The 19,623-nt window shown below is 50.5% G+C and carries 19 protein-coding genes; 11 read left to right on the forward strand and 8 right to left on the reverse strand.

All coding sequences use genetic code 11. From position 1 onward, the window contains the following. Positions 1 to 188: 188 nt before the first annotated feature. Complete coding sequence (locus KME12_14230) at positions 189 to 626, forward strand: peroxiredoxin (protein MBW4488941.1); 438 nt, start codon at positions 189 to 191, stop codon at positions 624 to 626. Positions 627 to 987: 361 nt separating this feature from the next. Beyond that, positions 988 to 2,613, forward strand: coding sequence for a C39 family peptidase (locus KME12_14235; GenBank protein MBW4488942.1), 1,626 nt, complete (start codon positions 988 to 990; stop codon positions 2,611 to 2,613). A gap of 202 nt (positions 2,614 to 2,815) precedes the next feature. Here the strand turns inward: KME12_14235 and KME12_14240 are convergent, their stop codons facing one another. Beyond that, a complete protein-coding gene (locus KME12_14240; protein ID MBW4488943.1) occupies positions 2,816 to 2,956 on the reverse strand; it encodes a ribbon-helix-helix protein, CopG family in 141 nt (46 codons plus the stop codon). 39 nt (positions 2,957 to 2,995) lie between these two features. Between KME12_14240 and KME12_14245 the strand changes: the two genes are divergently transcribed. The 4 genes from KME12_14245 to obgE all read left to right on the forward strand — a co-directional run bounded on the left by KME12_14245 (position 2,996) and on the right by obgE (position 6,503). Then, on the forward strand, positions 2,996 to 4,264 hold the full coding sequence (locus KME12_14245) for a transposase (GenBank protein MBW4488944.1): 1,269 nt from the start codon (positions 2,996 to 2,998) through the stop codon (positions 4,262 to 4,264). Between the two features lie 62 nt (positions 4,265 to 4,326). Next, on the forward strand, positions 4,327 to 4,587 hold the full coding sequence (locus tag KME12_14250; protein MBW4488945.1) for a hypothetical protein: 261 nt from the start codon (positions 4,327 to 4,329) through the stop codon (positions 4,585 to 4,587). A gap of 66 nt (positions 4,588 to 4,653) precedes the next feature. After that, positions 4,654 to 5,277: a restriction endonuclease subunit R gene (locus KME12_14255; protein MBW4488946.1), complete on the forward strand. Its 624-nt coding sequence runs from the start codon at positions 4,654 to 4,656 to the stop codon at positions 5,275 to 5,277. A 113-nt stretch (positions 5,278 to 5,390) separates the two neighbouring features. Then, on the forward strand, positions 5,391 to 6,503 hold the full coding sequence (obgE, locus tag KME12_14260) for a GTPase ObgE (protein ID MBW4488947.1): 1,113 nt from the start codon (positions 5,391 to 5,393) through the stop codon (positions 6,501 to 6,503). Here the strand turns inward: obgE and KME12_14265 are convergent. Both KME12_14265 and KME12_14270 read right to left on the reverse strand, forming a co-directional pair. Beyond that, a complete protein-coding gene (locus tag KME12_14265) occupies positions 6,490 to 7,713 on the reverse strand; it encodes a class A beta-lactamase-related serine hydrolase (protein MBW4488948.1) in 1,224 nt (407 codons plus the stop codon). The genes obgE and KME12_14265 overlap by 14 nt on opposite strands. A gap of 886 nt (positions 7,714 to 8,599) precedes the next feature. Then, complete coding sequence (locus tag KME12_14270) at positions 8,600 to 9,469, reverse strand: RNA methyltransferase (protein MBW4488949.1); 870 nt, start codon at positions 9,467 to 9,469, stop codon at positions 8,600 to 8,602. 133 nt (positions 9,470 to 9,602) lie between these two features. Between KME12_14270 and KME12_14275 the strand changes: the two genes are divergently transcribed. Together KME12_14275 and KME12_14280 are read left to right on the forward strand one after the other, a co-directional pair. Further along, on the forward strand, positions 9,603 to 9,764 hold the full coding sequence (locus tag KME12_14275) for a DUF2256 domain-containing protein (GenBank protein ID MBW4488950.1): 162 nt from the start codon (positions 9,603 to 9,605) through the stop codon (positions 9,762 to 9,764). Positions 9,765 to 9,955: 191 nt separating this feature from the next. Further along, positions 9,956 to 10,903 (forward strand): isoaspartyl peptidase/L-asparaginase, encoded by a 948-nt coding sequence (locus tag KME12_14280; protein ID MBW4488951.1) that lies wholly within the window; start codon positions 9,956 to 9,958, stop codon positions 10,901 to 10,903. Between the two features lie 25 nt (positions 10,904 to 10,928). Here the strand turns inward: KME12_14280 and KME12_14285 are convergent, their stop codons facing one another. From KME12_14285 to KME12_14295, 3 genes are read right to left on the reverse strand one after another with little or no spacing between them, the layout of a single operon-like run. Then, positions 10,929 to 12,236, reverse strand: a complete 1,308-nt coding sequence (locus KME12_14285) for a CHAT domain-containing protein (GenBank protein ID MBW4488952.1) — start codon at positions 12,234 to 12,236, stop codon at positions 10,929 to 10,931. 24 nt (positions 12,237 to 12,260) lie between these two features. Further along, on the reverse strand, positions 12,261 to 13,067 hold the full coding sequence (locus tag KME12_14290; GenBank protein ID MBW4488953.1) for a DUF1838 domain-containing protein: 807 nt from the start codon (positions 13,065 to 13,067) through the stop codon (positions 12,261 to 12,263). A 58-nt stretch (positions 13,068 to 13,125) separates the two neighbouring features. After that, entirely contained in the window at positions 13,126 to 13,947 is an 822-nt protein-coding gene (locus tag KME12_14295) for a Uma2 family endonuclease (protein MBW4488954.1), read from the reverse strand. Positions 13,948 to 14,125: 178 nt separating this feature from the next. Between KME12_14295 and KME12_14300 the strand changes: the two genes are divergently transcribed. Next, entirely contained in the window at positions 14,126 to 14,824 is a 699-nt protein-coding gene (locus tag KME12_14300; GenBank protein ID MBW4488955.1) for an RAD52 family DNA repair protein, read from the forward strand. Here the strand turns inward: KME12_14300 and KME12_14305 are convergent, their stop codons facing one another. Continuing rightward, entirely contained in the window at positions 14,825 to 16,942 is a 2,118-nt protein-coding gene (locus KME12_14305) for an amylo-alpha-1,6-glucosidase (protein MBW4488956.1), read from the reverse strand. A 300-nt stretch (positions 16,943 to 17,242) separates the two neighbouring features. On the opposite strand from KME12_14305, the gene KME12_14310 reads away from it, so the two are divergent. Next, positions 17,243 to 17,854: a peroxiredoxin gene (locus KME12_14310; GenBank protein ID MBW4488957.1), complete on the forward strand. Its 612-nt coding sequence runs from the start codon at positions 17,243 to 17,245 to the stop codon at positions 17,852 to 17,854. Between the two features lie 110 nt (positions 17,855 to 17,964). After that, entirely contained in the window at positions 17,965 to 18,498 is a 534-nt protein-coding gene (locus KME12_14315; protein ID MBW4488958.1) for a redoxin domain-containing protein, read from the forward strand. On the opposite strand, the gene KME12_14320 is transcribed toward KME12_14315, so the two are convergent. Beyond that, entirely contained in the window at positions 18,495 to 19,511 is a 1,017-nt protein-coding gene (locus KME12_14320; protein MBW4488959.1) for a DnaJ domain-containing protein, read from the reverse strand. The two genes, KME12_14315 and KME12_14320, sit on opposite strands and share 4 nt — an antisense overlap. Positions 19,512 to 19,623 lie beyond the last annotated feature (112 nt).

Below are 19,623 nucleotides of genomic sequence, written 5' to 3' on the forward strand. Positions count from 1 at the left end.
CTGTAACAAAGACTACAGAATGCCGAAGTGCAAGAGCAAGTGTCTGAAGTATAACTTTACGTTTTGCCGCTCAACCTTAAGGGAGAGTAGCGATCGCCCCCTTCGGGAATCAATCCTGCTAGCGCTGTAAAAAGCCCGGTAAGTTACAATCTGGAACTGAACCTAGAAACTAGAAGGAAGCCGAATCTATGCCTTTATCTGTTGGTGATACTGCCCCCGCATTTACAGCCAAAGATACCAACGGTAATACTGTTTCGCTGTCTGACTTTGCAGGCAAGGCAGTTGTGCTGTACTTCTACCCCAAAGACGATACGCCCGGTTGCACTAAAGAAGCTTGCAGCTTCCGAGACAACTACAGCCAGTATCAAGGCAAAGATATTGTTGTGCTGGGTGTCAGCATTGATGACGAAGCTTCCCACCAGAAGTTTACAGAGAAGTTTAATCTCCCCTTTCCTCTCCTCTCCGATGTCAACGGTGCCATCACGAAAGCCTACGATGTCGATGGCGGCGGTTATGCCAAGCGCGTCACCTATGTCATTGGTAGCAACGGCGCTATCAGCAACGTCTACACCACTGTGAAGACTGACACCCACGCAACTGATATTTTGGCTGACTTGGGTGTGTAGTTCCTACGGCAGCATTTACCCTGTTTAATCGCATCGATTTTATTGAGTCCCAAGGTGGTCATCATCTTGGGATTTTTCTTTTTCAACCTTCTGCTAGATGGGAGGTAGAGCCTTAACCAGTAGCTTAGCCCTAGAGTGTCAGACTGATTTTTGAACTGTGTCGGAAAGTATTCCTTTTCAACTGTAGTTGCCTTGAGTGCTTTGCTTTTGCCCCCTGCTCTACATGAGTCATTCAGAAGCGAGCCAGGCAAAATTAAAACTGAAGGGTGCCACTTCCATAGGATGAAGTCGCCACTCTAGACATGTCGCCACTCTAGACATAAAGACTAGAAAAAAGAGTCATCCACCGTCTGAGGACACTATGACCAACTCCCAAGCCCAGCCTCCCAGTACTCCAGCAGTTGCTTCAGCCCCACCCGCACTCACCTACAGTGGCCCCAGAGAAGTTCTGATCAATCAGGCCGTGGTTCTGAAGGGCACCTACGACCCGTTGCGAATTGCCAAAGTCTCGCTCGCCGCAGAAGACAAATATCCTTTGGAAGTGACGGTGGATGCTCAAAAACGCACTTGGCAGGTGAACTTAAACCAAGGCTTTAAGGCAGCAGGCTCTCGCTGGCTAAAACTCAAAGGCACCGATAGCGCTGGCAAGCTGGTTGACGATGAAGTCATTTACCTGACTGTCAGCACCGACCCGATGACCGTAGGCCAGTCATTAACCTTAAAAGTTTTGCGAGATACCTTATTTAAGTTTCGGGCGATTGACTCAGCTCGTCTCAACGCTCAGCAAAAGGTGGCTGTGAAGGCAGGCCAAACCTTTACAGTCAGCCGCTATGGCTCAGTAGATGGGCATCTCAAAGTGGTACTCAACCCACCGATCGCCCCGATTGGGGAATTTGGCTATTTCTTTGAGGAGCATGTGCAGCTCAGCAAGGGAGCGCAGGTTTTCAAATTTAATATCAGTGATGTTCCTAACACACCTTTAAGTGCTCAGGTGCTCGTCACACAAACTACCTTAATTAAGGCTCAACCCGCGGACTCCGCCTCGTTAGCGGCAAACCAAAAAGCAGAGTTGTTACAAGGACAAACCTTGCAAATCACTGGATACGCTGCTATCAAGGGCCATTTTCGGGTATCTCTGGCTGCTCCTATTCAGGGTTTTGGCCAAACTGGCTATATCTATTGGGAGCACATTCAGATCAAGCACAACAATAAAGTTGTGTCCTTTGACCCAGATGCCCTCACAGTTACAGTGCTCAAATCCACTGTGTTTAAAAAACGTCCGGTTGATTCTGCTAGTCTGCAAGCTCAAGAAAAGTTCGCGCTAACGGCAGGCAGTATTTACGGGGTGGCAGGTTACGCGATCGCCGATGGCCATATCAAAGCCTCCCTCACCGAAGAATTGCCTCAATTTGGTAATACGGGTTATCTCTTCCCCGACTTTATCCAGATGAAGCGGGGCACCAAGCCTTTCAACCCGATGCCACCCCAGGTGGAACTCAATGTTCCTTACTTCTCCCAGCGAGACAACCCCCGCTATTCCTGGGCCACTTGCAACGTCACCTCGATCGCGATGATTTTTTACTATTACGGACGGCGATCGCAAGGCGGCCAGCTAGAGGATGAACTATTGCAATGGTGCCTCAGCCGCTACGGAGAAGGATCGCAAACCGATAACGCCGTCCTCTCCGAAATGATTAAAGCTTACGGTTTCAAAACCAGCTTTAGCACGACTCGCAACTGGTCAGCCGTAAAAGACGAACTGATTAATGGTCGTCCCGTGGTCATGGGAGGCGACTTTACTGCAACTGGTCACATTGTTTGCGTGGTGGGCTACACGCCGCAAGGCTTCATCGTGAATGATCCTTGGGGTGATGCTCTCTCTGGCTACTACGATACCGAAGGCCGCAAGCTGCTTTACCCCTACAGTTACATGGATCGAGTCGCAGGCCCAGATGGGAATGTGTGGGCGCATCTTATTGCTCGGTAAAGAGTGGCGGTTGGTGATTAGCTTTTAGTTGGCTAACCACTAACTGCTAATCGCTAATCGCTCACTCCTCACCATCTCAACCTCCGGGGGACTCCCGCCACAGCGTTAGCGCAGCCATGCCGAAGGCTATAGCTTGGCGGTGAGGGGGATAGGAGGGTAATTAAGGGGGTACCGCTGCGCGGAAGCAAGCAACGATGCCCTCTTAATGACCAGCTTTAGTCTTTCGCTTCAGGCCACGAATAAACTCTCTGATGACATCGGTCTGACTTCGATCTTCTTGATCGCAATAGGTTTTCAGTAGCTCTAGCTCTTGCTCTGGAAGCCTTATGTTCAAGGTCTTCATGGGTTGCCATTGTAATTACTTTTGCATTACAATGGTAGCATGTTAATCACCTATCAATACAGACTCAACCCCACTCCAGAACAGGCGACCACTATGGCGCTCTGGGGTGAATTGTTGCGTCGGCACTGGAACTATGCTCTAGGCCAACGCCTGGATTGGTTGCGTCGAACTCGTTCACCAATTGACCGTTGCAGTTTAGTTGCAGAGCCAATAGGCGAGATTCCAGACAAGGTGGATTACTCCACTCAAGCATCACAGTTAAAGCGAACTAAAGAGTTATTCCCTGAGTACAAGCACATCTATGCCGACTGCCAGCAACAAAATCTGATGCGCCTAGACAAGGCGTGGAAGCGTTGGCTGACACCTGATAAAACGGGCAAGAGAGGCGGCAGACCTCGCTTCAAGAAACGAGGTGATATCTGCTCATTCACCTTTCCACGGGTAAACCATCCCAAGGCAGGCGCGCATCTCAGGGGTAGCGCCTTAAAGCTCTCTAAGATTGGTGAGATGAAGGTGATTTTGCATCGACCGATTCCTGATGGATTTGAACTGAAGCAGGCCACCATTCTGTCTAAGGCAGATGGCTGGTATGTCAGTCTTTCCCTGGAAGATGGTGTGGTTCCTGATGCGATACCTGTCGATGAAATCAAGTCAGCAGTGGGCATAGATGTCGGACTAGAAAAGTTTTTAGTGACCTCGGATGGGCAAGCAGTTGAGATTCCCCAGTATTACCGGCAGGCTCAACAGCAATTAGCTCGGCAACAGCGGCAATTAAGTCGCAAACGGAAGGGGTCTAAAAATTACGACGCTCAGGCGAATAGAGTGGCACGGCTGCATCTGCATGTCGCCCGCCAACGCCAAGAGTTTCACTATCAAGTTGCCCACTGGCTCTGTGCCCACTACGACCTGATAGCATTTGAGCTTCTGAACATTAAAGGACTTGCCAGAACCCGATTGGCAAAGTCGATCTTGGATGCGGCCTGGGGTGCATTTCTCACAATTGTCCAAGCAGTAGCGCTCAAACGCGGCAAGGTCGCAATTGGAGAGAATCCCAACGGCACCAGCCAAGAATGTTCGGGATGTGGTGAAACAGTGAAGAAGGCGCTGTCGGAAAGGGTTCATCGTTGTCCTCATTGTGGGGTGAACCTGGATAGAGATTGGAACGCAGCGATCAACATCTTGAATCGGGTAAGTAGGCCGTTGGGACTAACGGTTTCTGGCTGTGGAGGATACTCGGTTACGAGTCCTGTGAAGCAGCAATTCTCAATCGTGAGGTTGGGAAGCCCCTGCTACACCGCTTGCGGTTAGGAGGGGAGGATGTCACTCCCACAAGCTAAAATCTGGGTACTGTTCAGCGATCGGAGTCAGCTATGCCTCGGTATAACCCCTATACCCTGCAAATGCAAATTACGCGGATGTTTGAGCAGGGGCAATCGCTCTTTGCCACGATGAAGGTGCAAGACTGGCTACGGGAGCGTAACGAAGATCCTGCTGCCTACGAGGTTTTATTTCACCAAAAACCTGCCCCTCCAGGCTCCCAGGAAGTTTTGGTCGTCGAAATTGAGCTAAAGCGGCGAGATGGCCAACCCGTAGATGGGTGGCTGCAACAACAGGTTAATGAACATGGCTAATTGATCTGGATTCAAGAGGCGATCGCTAATTACTACTGAGATCGTTATCACTAAGGAGAGGCAGTCATGGTCCAGACAATTCGAGCTGAAAGCCTTAATCTCCATGACGTAGAGGCGAAGTTCGGGTTGCAGCTCACAGTAGAGCCGCAATTTTTTACCGAGTGGTCAGAGGAGCTTCTAGAAATTTCAGCTTCAGAAAAACAAGCGCTAGACCGAGTGAAGGCGAGCTATCTCAATCTGGCTAAGTATCCCATGCTAGAAAACACCGTCAAAATGGTGGTGCTGTCTCCCTTGCTAGACTTAGCTGGTTTCTACCTACCACCCTTTCGCGTGACATCAGAGGAATCGGTCCAAGTCACTGCCGAAGATGAAGGAGTGCTGGTTCAGGGACGCATAGATGTATTGGTATTGCAAGAGCAGTTGTGGGTGCTAGCCATTGAGTCCAAACGAACTACCTTTTCTGTTTCTCTAGCTCTGCCGCAGCTCCTAGCCTATCTGCTGAGCAACCCAAGCTCTACTAAACCTGCTTTTGGCTTAATTACCAATGGCAGTGACTTCATCTTTGTCAAACTGGCCCAACAAGCCACGCCTCAGTACGCTCTCTCCAGGATCTTCTCTCTACTCAATCCAGGCAACGATTTATATGGCGTTTTGAGTACTTTAAAGCGATTGGCTCAACTGGCTACTTAGTGAAGACAGACCTTACCATATTCCTGATTTTGCTGCTATCAGATGAAGTTAAGCTGATTCAACAAAGAGCTAGTTACCTATGATGGATAGATAACGGTTCAGTTTTCATCCCCATGCAATTCATTGATCAGGCAGAAATTCAAGTTCAAGCTGGTAACGGCGGTGATGGTTTAGTCGCCTTCCGGCGTGAAAAGTATGTGCCCGCAGGGGGACCATCGGGCGGCAACGGTGGCAGAGGCGGCTCCGTGATTCTAAAGGCAGACCCGAACTTGCAAACTCTGCTTGACTTTAGATATGCGCACATCTTTAAAGCGGAAGATGGCGAACGGGGTGGCCGCAGTAACCGAACTGGAGCATCGGGAGAGGACAGGATCATTGAAGTACCTTGCGGCACGGTGATTTACGATGCGGTAACGGATGAAGTATTAGGCGACTTGATTACACCTGAGCAAACCTTTTGTGCTGCCCAAGGTGGCAAAGGGGGGCTAGGTAACAAGCACTTTCTCAGCAACCATAACCGTGCTCCCGAACGAGCTTTACCAGGTTTACCTGGCGAATCCCGCCTGTTACGGTTGGAGCTAAAGCTGCTAGCGGAAGTAGGAATCATTGGTTTACCCAATGCAGGCAAGTCTACTTTGATTTCGGTTTTATCTGCTGCCCGACCCAAAATTGCCAATTATCCCTTTACTACTTTGGTGCCTAACTTAGGAGTCGTCCGTAAACCAACGGGAGATGGCACTGTGTTTGCCGATATCCCTGGGTTGATTGAAGGAGCGCATCTAGGCACAGGTTTGGGCCACGACTTCTTACGCCATATTGAGCGGACTCGACTTTTGTTACACCTGATTGACAGCACCGCAGAAGATCCGATCGCGACTTATCAGACCATTCAGGATGAGTTACACGCCTACGGTCGAGGGTTAGGTGATCGTCTACAAATCATTGCCCTCAATAAGATCGACGCCATCCAAAACCAGGAAGAAGCCACACAAACCTTGGAGACGGTTGCAGCTCAGTTAAGAGAAATCAGTCAAGCACCTGTGTTTCTAATTTCTGCCGTAGCTCATATTGGTCTAGAGCCATTGTTGCAGGAGATTTGGCAAACTCTAGACCAAATGACGGCTATGGAAGCAGCAAGTCTCTCAGACAGCGTATCTGAGCATCCCTCAGACGATCTCTCTGAGAACTTCTCTGAGACTCTCTCTGAAAGCCTTATTGCTGATTAAACCCAGGTGCCTGGTTAAACGTGCCTGGCGCAGTGGGAGGCATTGAGCGAAATTGACCTGGAGCACCTGGAGCACTAGTGGGATTTCCCTGGGGCATGTTTACAGGCGGATTGGGCATAGCCATGCCTGCACCTGGAGGAATGTTGACCCCTGGCACAGTCCCATTTACAGCTCCCCCAGCTTGGCTGAGATTGTTGTAGGTCACGCGGGAAATTTGGCGAATTAACTCTGAGGCTTGCCCATCGTTGAAGGGACGTTTGACCAAAGCAGTAATGACATAGCGCTTACCATTGGGCATGTCAATTAAACCGACATCTCCAATCAGAGAACCAATATCTCCAGTTTTATGAGCAATGGTCGCGCCTTCTCCTAGACCGCGTGGCAGTAGGGTATCCGTAACGGTGCGCCGCATAATATCCAGCATCCGATCGCGCGATCGCATCGACACCAAATCTCCCTGATTCACCCAGGCCATCAAGGTGGCTAAATCTCTAGGACTGGTTGTATTGGTGCCTTGGAGATCAGGCAGGGCATTGTGAATCACTGTTGCGGTGAGGCCCCAAGATTGAAAGCGTTGGTTGAGGGCAGCCACTCCACCCAGGCGAGCAATCAGCATGTTGGTCGCTGTATTGTCGCTAATAGTAATCATTCTGTCGGCAGTTTCTAGGGCACTGAATTTTGTGCCTGGAGGTTGGTACTGCATATCGCCTGACCCGGAGCCAATTAACTCAGGCTTCATCGTCAGCGGCTCATCTAGGCGAATTTTGCCAGCATCTACATCTTGAAAGAAGGCCACTAAAACTGGAACTTTGATCGTGCTAGCAGCCGGAAAGACGGCAGTTCCATTCAGGTCTACGTAAGTTGATGTATCCAGATCGATCAGAAATACGCCTGGAGTTAAACCAGAGGTTTGTCTGGTCAGCCCTTGAATCTCGGCCTTGAGGGGGGCAGATTCTTGGCTTAACTTCAACGGCATAGGGGGTTTAGCTGAGTTACCCAGTTTTGCCTGTTGCTCAGTTGGGCTTTTAGCATTGATCGCAGTTTGGGAGGCTCCAGCCATAAAGCGGCTGGGGTCTAAGGTGGAGAGCAAAGTTCCAGCAATCACCCCAATGCCTAAGCCCAAGATCAATAGTCGAGTGCCATACAACAATGGTGAAACTGATCGCCGCAGCTGCGATCGCTGAGCAGCTTTACGCTTCAACTCAGCCATTGACTGAGCTGGAGGTTGGGGACGGTGGAGTTTAGGATTACGTTGTCTGGTTCGCTTGCCCGATCTGGTTCGGGTAGGTGAGTTACCAGGAATGGGGCTACCAACTTGAGTGCGTCGCTCAGAAGGTAACAGATTTCTGGTACCTAACCCTTTGGCGGTTTCTCTAGTTGTTTCTTTCGGGGTAAGGGGCAGGAGGCGATCGCGCCAGAGGCTATCGTCGATTGAGTGGGCATCTCGCGATCCGGGGAGACGCTGAGCACTGTTAGATGGGCGTAAGGCACTCTCTCTCGGTGGACGGCGGGTTGTAGGTGCGATCGCGCTGCTTCTTGATGGCGACACCACTAATTTCCCGTTGGTCGTCGCGGGGGGCAATAAACGGCGATCTGTTTGGCCTGACAAAAGTTGCTTTAAATTGAGGCGCAAGTGTGGCTGAGCTCCAGCTCGATGGGTAGCCCGATGCCGTGATTGCGTTGGAGCATTAGGAATAGAGTTCTGAGCGGAGGGCAAAGTTTCGGGTTGGCTAGGCAGTCTTTTCGTAACTTCTTGTTGTTGTGATGCCTGCAACATTTGGCGACGACGGTGCCGACGGCTCATAGTGCTACCTTGATCTGTCATCAGCGAGCCTCCCGACACAACAAATTAAACTGTACACCTCTAGCCACACCGATCTTCCTCACTTCTCACCGATCTCCCTCGCTTCTCATGGTTGGCGTTGAGCAACGCTGCCGTTAGGTTAGTCGTATTTGCAGTTGATCACACAAATTTGGATGAATTTTAACCTTGTTCTGCGGCAACTGTGCCTAATTACCCGCGATCGCGCCCCTATTTTCTGGTGGTGCCTCTCTTGAGAGGACTCTAATGAAAGGACTCTAAGACAGCCCTCAATTCATACCTCTTCGTACTTCTGACTCTGCTGTAGTGCCCACTCCATTTGACTGAGAATACCCCGCAACATCGCCACCTCAGCAACCGAAAGTTCAGCTCGATTAAATAAGCGTCTAAACTTTTCCATGCGGCTGGTTGCAGTATGCGGGTAAAGATAACCAATTTTCAAGAGCAAAGTTTCTAACTGTTGATAATACGCTTCTAAGGATTCTAGAGGAGCGCTCAAAGTTGGGGTGGCTGAGGGCTGAGGAGTTGGTAGGGAAGTTGGTCTAGGGGCAATTTGAGGTATGACCATTGCTTCTGCACCCATCTGAACAAATTGATATAGCTCGTAGCAACAGACTGCGACTGCTTGAGCTAAGTTCAGCGAAGGATAAGTTGGGCTGGAAGGGATGCGAATGAACCGCTGCGCGTAGTTCAGCTCCTCGTTACTCAATCCTCGATCTTCTGGACCAAAAATTAAGGCTGATTGCCAATCATCGGTGGTCGTTGCCTCTGGGTTATTCCCCGTCTCTGTTGTCTCAACTGCTTTCTCAACTGCGATGGCTCCTGGTAATAGCCAAGGAAGAGCGGTTCGGGGATGTTCTAGTTCAGTTTCTAGGGTGCGAGTTCTGGCTGTGGTTGCGATCGCCCGTTGGCATCCCTGTAAAGCAGTGGGGAGATCTGGGACCAAACGTGCTGTGGTTAGCAAATCCGCAGCGTGAACTGCCATCTGGCGTGCTTCTGGCCCTAGGGGATCGCATTGAGAATTGACCAATACCAACTGTTGCAAACCCATGTTTTTCATCACACGGGCGATCGCACCTACATTGAGCGGCCCTGCGGGTTCTACTAAGACAATTCGCACGTTAGCTAGAGCAGTTTCAGACATGTAAAACCAGGAATAGAGGGTAAGCCAGCCAAAGTTTTAGTAAACTGAGCCTGGAGTCGTGGTTATGGCCTTATCACAACCTAATTTTCCACCATACCTTACAGCCCACCGTTGGTCTTTGCAGCTTTTCCTTATGGGGCGTGCTCGTTCTAAATCAGATTTACCCACCAAAATTTGTCCCGTTTGCCAACGACCCTTTGCTTGGCGGAAGAAATGGGAGGACTGCTGGGACGAAGTCAAGTACTGCTCAGAGCGCTGCCGCCGTCGTCGTAGCCAAGCTCAGCCTTTAGATTGATAGAGCAGTACTGATAAAGGTTAAGACGGGGTGCGGGGGTGAAACCCCTGGCTGGGGGCGAATCCCCCACACCCCCTTTGCCCTAAACTTGATGCGTAGCACTATAAAGCGTGGCGTTGTAGGGTGGGCTAGCGATCGCGTTAGTTTCAGCCAGTTGAGTTTTAGCTATTTATTTACTAAAGGTGCTAGTTATGTCACGGGTGCAGCCAAAGCTAATTATTCATGGGGGAGCGGGTAGCTCCTTAAAAGGCAAAGGGGGAGCTGAAACGTTACGGCAAATCCTTTACAGCATTGTGGAAGAAGTCTACGCTCTCCTCAATCAAGGAGCCAGTGCTCAAGCTGCGGTTGTGCGGGGTTGCCAACTCCTAGAAAACCATCCCCGCTTCAACGCTGGCACTGGGTCAGTGCTGCAATCTGACGGCCAGATCCGTATGAGTGCGGCGCTTATGGATGGCGCAACTCAACGCTTTAGTGGCGTGATTAACGTCTCCCGTGTGAAAAATCCGATCAATCTGGCTGAAACCTTGCAAAACTCAGCCGATCGCGTGCTTTCTGATCATGGAGCTGCTGAATTACTGCGCGAATTGCAAATTCCTCCCCATGAGCCTTTAACTGAGCTACGGCTACAAGAGTGGATTCAGGAGCGGCAAGGCAACTTTTCTAAAACAATGGCGGGTGTCGTTGCAGAAGAACTCGCTGCCGATAGCAATGCTGGGCGCGGCACAATCGGAGTGGTAGCCCTCGACAACCAAGGGCATCTGGTGGCTGGCACCTCAACTGGAGGCAAAGGCTTTGAGCGCGTGGGCCGAGTCAGCGATTCCGCCATGCCTGCGGGCAACTACGCCACAACGCATGCAGCCATTAGCTGTACTGGCATTGGGGAAGACATTATTGATGAGTGTTTAGCCGCGCGGATTGTCGTGCGGGTCACTGATGGCTTACCCCTACAAGCTGCCTTCGAGCGCTCCTTTAGTGAGTCTCAGCAAAATCAGCGCGACCTAGGTGCTATTGGTATTGATGCCAATGGCGCGATCGCTTGGGGCAAAACTAGTGACGTACTCCTCGCTGCCTATCACAATGGCGATCGCCTGGGTGACACCTTAGAGTTAGCGTCTGGAATGGTGGTAGGTACAGCGTGAGGGAAAAGTAACGAAAATCCCCAAATTACCAAGGGCTCCCCACCACCGTAAACGCTGCCCAATAGTAAGGATGTGAGAGATCCTCATTCTGCACCGCCAACTCTGGAGGCAGCGAAAACGGTCCCCTAGAACTATGTAACTGACCATTTTCAATCCGCACTTGCTTTCGCAATAATGAAATTTGCGATCGCCTTAGAGCCTCTGCCTTAATCGGAGCCGTTTGCAGTTGCCGATAAAACTCACTCATTAAGCTTAAAGTTCCCTGATCGCTGACATACCACAAACTCGCGATCGCCGACTTTACCCCCGCCTGCACCGCCAACCCTGCAAACCCCAGCTCTGCGTTGCGATCGCCGATCGCCGTTCTACAAGCACTCAGCACCAATAACTCTACCGAAGGATTTTGCCAACGCAACTGCTGCATTTCATTCAGCTGCAACTTGTCATTCCACAACTGGATATATGAGTTGCGAGGCTTTCCGGGTTGAAAGTCAGCATGAGTCGCCAAATGAATGATTTTGAAAGCTTGGCTGGTACGTTGACGTTGTAAATTTGCCAAAGTAAAGTCTTGATTGAGAAAAAATTGCCGAGATTTAGTATTCCGAGCCACCAAAAACAACTCTACAGGTACGCTCGGTAAAGGGCTTTGCTCCTTGAAACTAGAAGCACCCATCGCTAAAACAGGTGCCCTGCGAATGTCAGTGTAGAGAGTATCCGTCAAAGTAAAAGCGGGAATCCGAGCCAGATTGTACTTTTCGACTAAAAACTGCTGCCCGTCATGTAGTGCTGATAAAGGAAGTGTACGCAGCCCTACCCCTAAGCAAAAGATTAACGTGTCGATTTTTTGAGCGGCCAACTCTGCTTCTAACGGCGCAATCATCCATTTATAGAGTTGCTGTGCGGCTGGTAAATACTGGTTGCTAGATTGCAACCGTGGGTCAGCGATCGCTTGGCTAAACTGCTTCACCTGAGGCAACAACACAGAATTAGGAGCGGCAATGCGTTTTTGCACTGGCGGTTGACCAGGGGTGATGAGCACCAGTTCTAGTTGTTTGGCTCTGGGCACAACATAAATCAAGGCTGGTTTTTGGCCCGTTTGGGTTGCCAGCTGATCGAGGGTTTTGGCGACATCTACAGCCGTAATAGAGGGGTCTGGAAAGTTGACGCGAAAGTAATCTTCGTATTGCTTTTCCCAAGTTTGCTCAATCAGAGGTACTGCCTCTGTTGCCCTTCCTTGGTCAAGCGCAGTGTCTAGGGGGGCGGCATGAGCGACAGATGCAAGGAAGGGGAAGAATGCCAGCCATAAACCAATGCAGCGAATCACTTGTTTCATGATGATTAAACCGGGTACAGGTTCTCATTCTGAAATTGGAAAGGTGGCTCCTGCTAGATAGGCGGCAAAGTGCTGTTTGAAGTAGAGCCAAGAAGTTACATCTGACTCATCTTGAGGGGATTGAGGGGCTGATTGGTAAGCGGGAACTCTAGTGTTGATTTCTGACTGTAGCTGTGGCGGTAAGTCAGCTAAGCCACCCACCTTGCTACCGTAAGCACTGTAAATCAGTTGTCCGGGGCGATCGCCCATCTTCATCCAGGGTAGCCAAGGCCCAATGCGATCCCAACCGAGGTGCAATCGAGAAACTGAGTTGAGTTCAGGATTCAACAGGTCTGCTAAAGGCACGGTGAGTTTAAATAGTTCCGCAGCTTGATAAATAGCTTGAGGACTGTACTCCCGAAACTGTTCATCTTTGGCCAAAGGGTTGGGATAAGTGGGAAATAGATCAAACGCAAAAGTGGCAATTTCACCATCCACATGGGCTGGAAATTGACCTTGAAAGTAAGCTTGCACTGGGTTGTTAGCCACATGCATCACGGGCAACGTTTCACCCGTCCAAGGATTGTGCCATTGATGCAAAATCTCGTTGGTCTGGGGGTCGAGGTAGTAGGTCAGTTCTCGCGAGACAAAATCCCAGGCTCCTTCTGGCTCAGCGGGGATACAGCGGCTGACGCTCATCCCTACCATTTTGAACAGCCGCTGCCGTTTCTCTCCGGGAATGAAGGCATAAATTGAGCCTGCCCAAGTTAGCCAGCTTTGCTCCCTGGCATCCAGAGAGGCCCGCACTTTCACAAAAGTTTTGGCATCAAACTCTTGAACCGCAGCAACCATGATTTTGCTCCTGGAATGCTTTAGCTTCAAGGTAGCTCATGCTTAGGCGATCGCTCTCCTAAATCTTGGAGGGGTCTACGCCTAATTCTCGTAATTTTGCAGCAAGGCGATCGGCTCTTTGCTGTTCTTGCTCCGCCCTTTGCTGTTCTTGCTCGGCTCTTTGCTGTTCTTGCTCGGCTCTTTGCTGTTCTTGCTCGGCTCTTTGCCGTTCTTGTTCCGCTCTCTGTCGTTCTTGTCCTGCCCGTTGCCGTTCCTCCTCGGCTGATTCTTCCGGGGTAGGGACTAGCTGGCCTTCAACTGTAAAAAAGCGCAACTGAGCTGCATGAATTCCCAAAAACAGCTGTAATTGCTGGCTCCATAGCCAACCTTGAGGATTGCGTTCTAGCGGTTCATAGTGACCGTCTACTAGGTGAAATCCTGCGAATTCCAGGCGATCGGGGTCAAACCAGAAATAGTCTGGAGTGCGAAAAATATCTTGATAAATCTGCTTTTTCAAGCCTCGATCGGTATCAGCGGTGGAAGGAGACAGTAGCTCCACAATGATATTGGGATATTTGCCCTCTTCTTCCCAAACTACCCAGCTTTTCCGAGGCTTCCGCTCCGTGCCGAGCACCACAAAGAAATCTGGCCCTCGAAATTGCTCCGACTTGCGCTGTCGCGGGCTGTAATAAATGGTGAGATTGCCTGCTGCAAAATAGTCGTCGCGGGCTGTAGGCCCTCCCGGGTGCCAACACCAATCTAGGCACTTGAGCAGCAGCAGAAGTTGTTGCAAATGCAAATAGCTTTCCAAAGGTGGCTCATCACTCAGCAAGTCACTGGGAGGAAATATAACATCCTCCAGGGTGTCTTCTGGCGTGCCCAAGTTAGGTGCGTAAGTCATAGCAGCGGTAGCAACTCTAAGCTTAGTTTAACCAAGTTTTTAGCGGGCTCAGGATTAGCGTCAATGAGTCGTGCTTGCCCCTAGGCGATCGCCTGTTCTATTAGAGACAATAGAAATTAGAGATTTTGATTCAAGTTCCAGCCTTGTCCAAGGCATCTAGCTATTGCACCCAAAACCTATGAAACTCGAAGAGATTCTGCCGCAACTGCAAGCGTGGTTTCTGCCAGAGGAACACAAAGAGCGAGACCTACCCGGAGGTGGGCGCTGGTTCTTTGTACCGCACCAGATTATTACCCAACGACTCAACGCAGTCTGTCCTGGTGAGTGGAGCAGCCAATATAGCGATCCGATTACAACAGGCGACTACACAGTGATTCGTTGCGAATTGACAATCTGTGGTGTGACGCGCACAGGCATTGGTGACGACAAAACCTTTCCAGAGGTGAACGATCGCGGCAAAGCCAAAATCATTGGGACACCACCTGTCCGGGCTTTTCGTAATGCCTTCAAAGATGCGGCAGAACAGTTTGGCCTGTGTGCTTACCTAGATGAGCAAAAAGGACGGCAAGGCAAGGAAGCCTTTATTCGCTACATGCAAGGCAAAGGAGACGGCAGAGCCGCTAAGTTTGCTTTGGAAAATGGTTGGAGCGGTGAACCTACCCCGATCGCTGAAGGGCCAGTGGGGCGAGAGCGGTTGATGCACGAAACCACTCAAGAGATGAAGCGCTTGGGCTGGAACGAGATCCAGGGTCGTAATTATCTGAAGCAGCAGTTTGCGGGTAAGGAAACTCGCTCCAAGCTGACTAACAACGAGTTGAGCCAATTTCTGGCCTACCTCAAGTCTCAAAACTCAGTTGCGATCGCTAAAACAGCGTAGCTATTCTTGACCTGGCCAGTGGCGGATCACTTCTGCCACTGACCAAGCTTGAGCGATCGCACCTTGAGGTTGGTGAGGCGCGTCACCATCAAAAATTTCGGAAATGGAGCCGAGACAAGCTTGATGTTGCAGATGATCGAGCAACGGTTGCCAGTCAAACGGTAAAGGTTCGCTGCCCTGTACATCAAAGAAGCGCTCCCAGGCTCGCACAAAGGGGCCAATCAACCAGCTCCAAACGGTGCCTTGATGGTAGGCGCGATCGCGAATGGGTTGCGGTGCCACTCCTCCGGGTTCACCTAGATAATAGCCAATGTAGTCGGGATCAGCGGGGTCGAGGCTGCGTAGACCGTAGGGGGTGAGCAAGCGATCGCGAGCCACTTGCAACACTTGACGTGCCTGATCTGCTGGGAAACCGCAATGGTGCAGAGACAACGCTAAAACTGCATTGGGACGAATCTTTGGGTCGGGGCGATCGTCCGGTTCAATCGTGTCGTAAAAGTACTGCTGGTCATGGTTCCAAAATTGCTGGAGTGAAGCTTGAACTTGATCCGCATGTTGGCGGTAGCGACGGGCTTGGTTCACTAAACTAGCAGGGTTTGTCACCGCTTCTTTGTCTAAACGTTCAGCCCACTGACTAGCCCAACGCAAAGCCGAGTACCACAACGCATTAATCTCGATCGGTTTGCCTCGCCGAGGCGTAATCGGTCTACCATCCACTACGGCATCCATCCAGGTAAGAGCCACGCCGGGAGCATCCCAGGTGACAAGGCCATCTGCCGCATCCACTCGAATGTTGTAGAGTGTGCCGACCGTAAAGGCTTTGTAGATTTTCTGTACCACGGGATATTGTTGTGCCAAGAATTCCCAGTCTGCGGTTGCTTCTAGGTAAAGACCCAGAATTTCAATCCACCACAGAGCCGCATCAATGCTGTTATAAGAGGGCTGCACCCCCACGTCCGGAAAGGCATTAGGAATCAAACCCAAGTGGCAGTAGTGCCCAAAAGTTTGCAGTAAGCCTTTGGCTAGGTCAAACCGTTGAGTTGCTAAAGCCAATCCTGGTAGAGCAATTAGTGTGTCACGCCCCCAATCGTTAAACCAGGGATACCCCGCGATCACGGTTGGTCCTGCGATCGAAGCGCGATATACCAAAAATTGATCACCCGCTCGCAGTAGTTGCTGCCACAAATGGCTCCCATGAGCAGGTTCGGGCTCAGGTTGCTTTTTTGCAGGAGTGAGGCTTATGGCTTGAGGAGACGGAGGTAGAACTGCCGCAAAGTCACGGGCTAAGCGCTGTTGCTCGGCTCGTATTGCCGCTGTAAACATGGAGCGGTGGAGCAAAGGTAGCTCTGATTCTGGCCAACCAACGCTGGCCTCTAGGGTTAGCTGCTCACCAGGTTGCAGAACCGCAGTCAAATATCCAGGGCTGTAGAGGTCTTCATAATCGGCGAGACCTCGCTGAGTTTCTGCTGGGTAGTGGTAGTTCCAGTACCACATCCCATCTGGTTCATACTTGCCTTGAGTCCAGCGCAGATGCCAAGGCGTCCCTGCAATACCCGGACGAATGGCTTGCAATAGCAGTTGTTGTGGCCCCACAATTTGGGAGAAATGTAGCTCTGGGTCGGCTTGTTGTTGATGGTGGAAGTCGCGATCGCTAATCAAGGGCCGTAGCCTCAGGGTTGCCGCTTCACTACCTTCATAGCTGTATTGAATTAAAGTTTGGTGCCTGAAACGGAGTGATGTATCGTCACTGCCAAGGGATGCAGGAGTAGCATCGGAAACACAGCCGTAGGGCAAGATGAGGCGACGGGTAAACTGCCAGGGAAAGTCGGCCCAAACCCAAGTGGGCGCAGGATCAACCTCAAAAGATTGCAGCAGTTGGAAGCCTTGGGGGATAACTGCTCCGTTTAACCAAAAATGAGTGCCTAAAGAAAAAACTTGTCCTGCAATTTCTAAACTGGCCTCGATGTGAGACAGCAGGAGGGTGCGTTGACTGGGAGGATCAAGCGCAGCAAATAACCAGCCGTGATAGGTGCGAGTATGAGCATCACAAACAGTACCACTGGCAAAACTACCTAACCCATTGGTGAGTAGCCATTCCCGTGTATCTAAATTATCCATGCTGCTTAGGTTTTTATGCTTAGTCTACGGCTTTGATTCAGGATTGTCTGCTGCCTGGTGATAGGACCCTGACTAATTTTGGAATAATGCAGATTTCTATTCTGCGATCGCCGATTCAGCTCCGCATAAACCCTGATAACCTACCACTGGCCTCTACTCAAAATCGTTATGACTATGATATATTACGTAACAGTTCGTAAATAATCAGTCGTTGCCTGCATAGGAAAGAGCAAGCTTTGTGCTGCTTGGCCTATGACTCCGCAAACCTAGAGCTGTAGATTATTCAAGGAGAATAAGTACATGACCTTGACCTACAATACCGAAGGCTGCCTCCGGGTTGGTCGCCCTGCCCCTGACTTCACTGCAACGGCTGTGGTCGATCAAGAGTTCAAGACCATCAAGCTGTCTGACTACCGAGGCAAATACGTTGTCTTGTTCTTCTATCCCCTAGACTTTACATTCGTTTGTCCCACTGAAATTACTGCTTTCAGCGATCGCTACGACGAATTTAAGCAAATCGGGACTGAAATTCTAGGCGTATCTGTAGACAGTGAATTCTCTCACCTCGCTTGGACCCAAAGCGATCGTAAGCAAGGTGGTGTAGGCGACCTCAACTATCCCCTCGTTTCTGACATCAAGAAAGAAATCAGCGCTGCTTACAACGTGCTCGATCCAGAAGCAGGTGTAGCCCTCCGGGGTCTTTTCATCATTGACAAAGATGGTGTGATTCAACATTCCACCATCAACAACCTGTCCTTTGGCCGCAGTGTGGACGAAACCCTCCGGACTTTGCAGGCCATCCAATATGTGCAGTCTCACCCCGATGAGGTCTGCCCCGCTGGTTGGAAGCCTGGTGATGCCACCATGAATCCTGACCCTGTGAAGTCTAAGGAATACTTTGCAGCAGTCTAGTTGCTAGCGATCGCCTATCAGCGATTAGTTGTAATTTAATGGCTAGGGTGGGCAATGCTCACCCTTTTTTATGGTTGACCGCAGTTTCAGAACTCAGATCATAGCTAGCAATGCTAACTTCTACAGACTTTAGTGGCCTGCTGAATCAGCGCTTCTTCAACAACTTTTTCCCGATTCCCGCCACGAGTCCTCTGGCACTAGGTCAGAGGACTTCAGACTTCGAGCTACCAGATATCACTCACGCTCAGCGACTTAAGTTGTCGGCTTATCGTGGACAGCAACCCGTGATTCTGGCTTTTACGCGCATCTTCACCGAAAAGCAGTACTGTCCGTTTTGCTTCCCCCACATCAAGGCGCTGAACGAGAACTACGAAGAGTTTACGAGTTGCGGCGTAGAAGTCTTGATGATTACCAGTACCGACGATCGCCAAAGCCAAATTGTAGTACGCGACCTAGGGCTAAAGATGCCACTTCTGAGTGATCCTAGCTGTCGAGTCTTCCGCACTTACAACGTTGGGCAAGCCCTAGGTGCACCTCTGCCAGCGCAGTTTGTTTTAGATGCTCAGGGCAATTTGCGCTTCAAACATCTGTTCTCGTTTTTATCCCACAACGCCAGTGTTGAGGAACTGTTAGCGGCCATCTAAAGCTGCATGCCTTGTAGATGACTGCGAGGATTGAAGCTGCGAATCGCTCGAAGTTTTTCGTAGTACTCGCGCTCTTGGGAGCTAAGTTCCTTAGGGGAGGCGATCGCAATTTTTACAATTTGGTCACTGCGTCCACCCTTAGGATTGGGCCAACCTTTGCCTCGCAAGCGTAGAGATTGCCCTGCCCGCACACCAGCAGGCACATTCATGGTGACACTGCCATCGGGAGTGGGGATTTCAATCTGGGCTCCTAACACTGCTTCATCGGGCGCGATCGGCACTTCACAGAGCAAGTTGTCGCCCTCAAATTGAAAGAAGGGATGGGGTTGAATGTTGACGACAAGGTACAGATCACCACGCTGAGGCGAATAAGGGCTAGCTTGCCCTTTGCCTTTGACCCGAATGCGGCTACCTGGTTTAGCACCGGGAGGAATCCGGACATCAATGACTTCATTGCCTAAATTGAGGCGTTTTTGCACACCTTGGAAAGCTTCTCTCAGGCTCAGAGCGATCGCGGCTTCGCTGTCTTGAGGTGGAGCGGTAGTGGAGTCTCCAAAACCACCAAAACCTCCGAAATCACCAAAGCCTGGGCCGCCCCCCGGAGTGGTGCGATAACTATAGGCTTGGCGTCCAGCACCAGGGTTAGGGCCAGCGCCAGGGCTACCAAAGCGACCCAACAACTCGTTGATGAAATCGTCAAAGCTGCCGTACTGGCTAAAGTCGAAGTTGCCAAAATCAACGTTGGGGCTAGCTCCTCCACCAGGCCAACCACCGCCAGCTTGTTTCCAGTACTGGCCAAACTGGTCGTACTTTTGGCGTTTTTCTGGGTCAGATAATACTTCATAAGCTTCGTTGACTTCCTTGAACCGCGCTTCAGCGTCTTGGTTGCCCGGATTAACGTCTGGATGGTACTTGCGGGCGAGTTTCCGAAAGGCTTTTTTAATGTCGTCGGCAGTGGCAGTTTTGTTCACTCCCAAGACGGCATAGTAATCTTTATAGTCGGTTGCAGCCATCCACCTACCTCCTCTAATAGTTTCAGTTTATGCCTTTATTTATAGAATCGTCTGCTCTAGGCACATCAGTAAGCGCATCCCTAGAGTACCAAAAGTCTTGATAGAGAGAGGT

This window comes from Trichocoleus desertorum ATA4-8-CV12, assembly GCA_019358975.1.
In the GTDB taxonomy this organism is placed as follows: domain Bacteria; phylum Cyanobacteriota; class Cyanobacteriia; order FACHB-46; family FACHB-46; genus Trichocoleus; species Trichocoleus desertorum_A.

Coding starts and splice junctions, on each gene's coding strand:
- KME12_14295 (MBW4488954.1), bottom strand. CDS start 13,947: ATGACTTACGCACCTAACTTGGGCACGCCAGAAGACACCCTGGAGGAT.
- KME12_14320 (MBW4488959.1), bottom strand. CDS start 19,511: ATGGCTGCAACCGACTATAAAGATTACTATGCCGTCTTGGGAGTGAAC.
- KME12_14240 (MBW4488943.1), bottom strand. CDS start 2,956: ATGAAGACCTTGAACATAAGGCTTCCAGAGCAAGAGCTAGAGCTACTG.
- KME12_14305 (MBW4488956.1), bottom strand. CDS start 16,942: ATGGATAATTTAGATACACGGGAATGGCTACTCACCAATGGGTTAGGT.
- KME12_14230 (MBW4488941.1), top strand. CDS start 189: ATGCCTTTATCTGTTGGTGATACTGCCCCCGCATTTACAGCCAAAGAT.
- KME12_14270 (MBW4488949.1), bottom strand. CDS start 9,469: ATGTCTGAAACTGCTCTAGCTAACGTGCGAATTGTCTTAGTAGAACCC.
- KME12_14275 (MBW4488950.1), top strand. CDS start 9,603: ATGGGGCGTGCTCGTTCTAAATCAGATTTACCCACCAAAATTTGTCCC.
- KME12_14245 (MBW4488944.1), top strand. CDS start 2,996: ATGTTAATCACCTATCAATACAGACTCAACCCCACTCCAGAACAGGCG.
- KME12_14255 (MBW4488946.1), top strand. CDS start 4,654: ATGGTCCAGACAATTCGAGCTGAAAGCCTTAATCTCCATGACGTAGAG.
- KME12_14265 (MBW4488948.1), bottom strand. CDS start 7,713: ATGGCTGAGTTGAAGCGTAAAGCTGCTCAGCGATCGCAGCTGCGGCGA.
- KME12_14285 (MBW4488952.1), bottom strand. CDS start 12,236: ATGAAACAAGTGATTCGCTGCATTGGTTTATGGCTGGCATTCTTCCCC.
- obgE (MBW4488947.1), top strand. CDS start 5,391: ATGCAATTCATTGATCAGGCAGAAATTCAAGTTCAAGCTGGTAACGGC.
- KME12_14235 (MBW4488942.1), top strand. CDS start 988: ATGACCAACTCCCAAGCCCAGCCTCCCAGTACTCCAGCAGTTGCTTCA.
- KME12_14300 (MBW4488955.1), top strand. CDS start 14,126: ATGAAACTCGAAGAGATTCTGCCGCAACTGCAAGCGTGGTTTCTGCCA.
- KME12_14310 (MBW4488957.1), top strand. CDS start 17,243: ATGACCTTGACCTACAATACCGAAGGCTGCCTCCGGGTTGGTCGCCCT.
- KME12_14250 (MBW4488945.1), top strand. CDS start 4,327: ATGCCTCGGTATAACCCCTATACCCTGCAAATGCAAATTACGCGGATG.
- KME12_14315 (MBW4488958.1), top strand. CDS start 17,965: ATGCTAACTTCTACAGACTTTAGTGGCCTGCTGAATCAGCGCTTCTTC.
- KME12_14290 (MBW4488953.1), bottom strand. CDS start 13,067: ATGGTTGCTGCGGTTCAAGAGTTTGATGCCAAAACTTTTGTGAAAGTG.
- KME12_14280 (MBW4488951.1), top strand. CDS start 9,956: ATGTCACGGGTGCAGCCAAAGCTAATTATTCATGGGGGAGCGGGTAGC.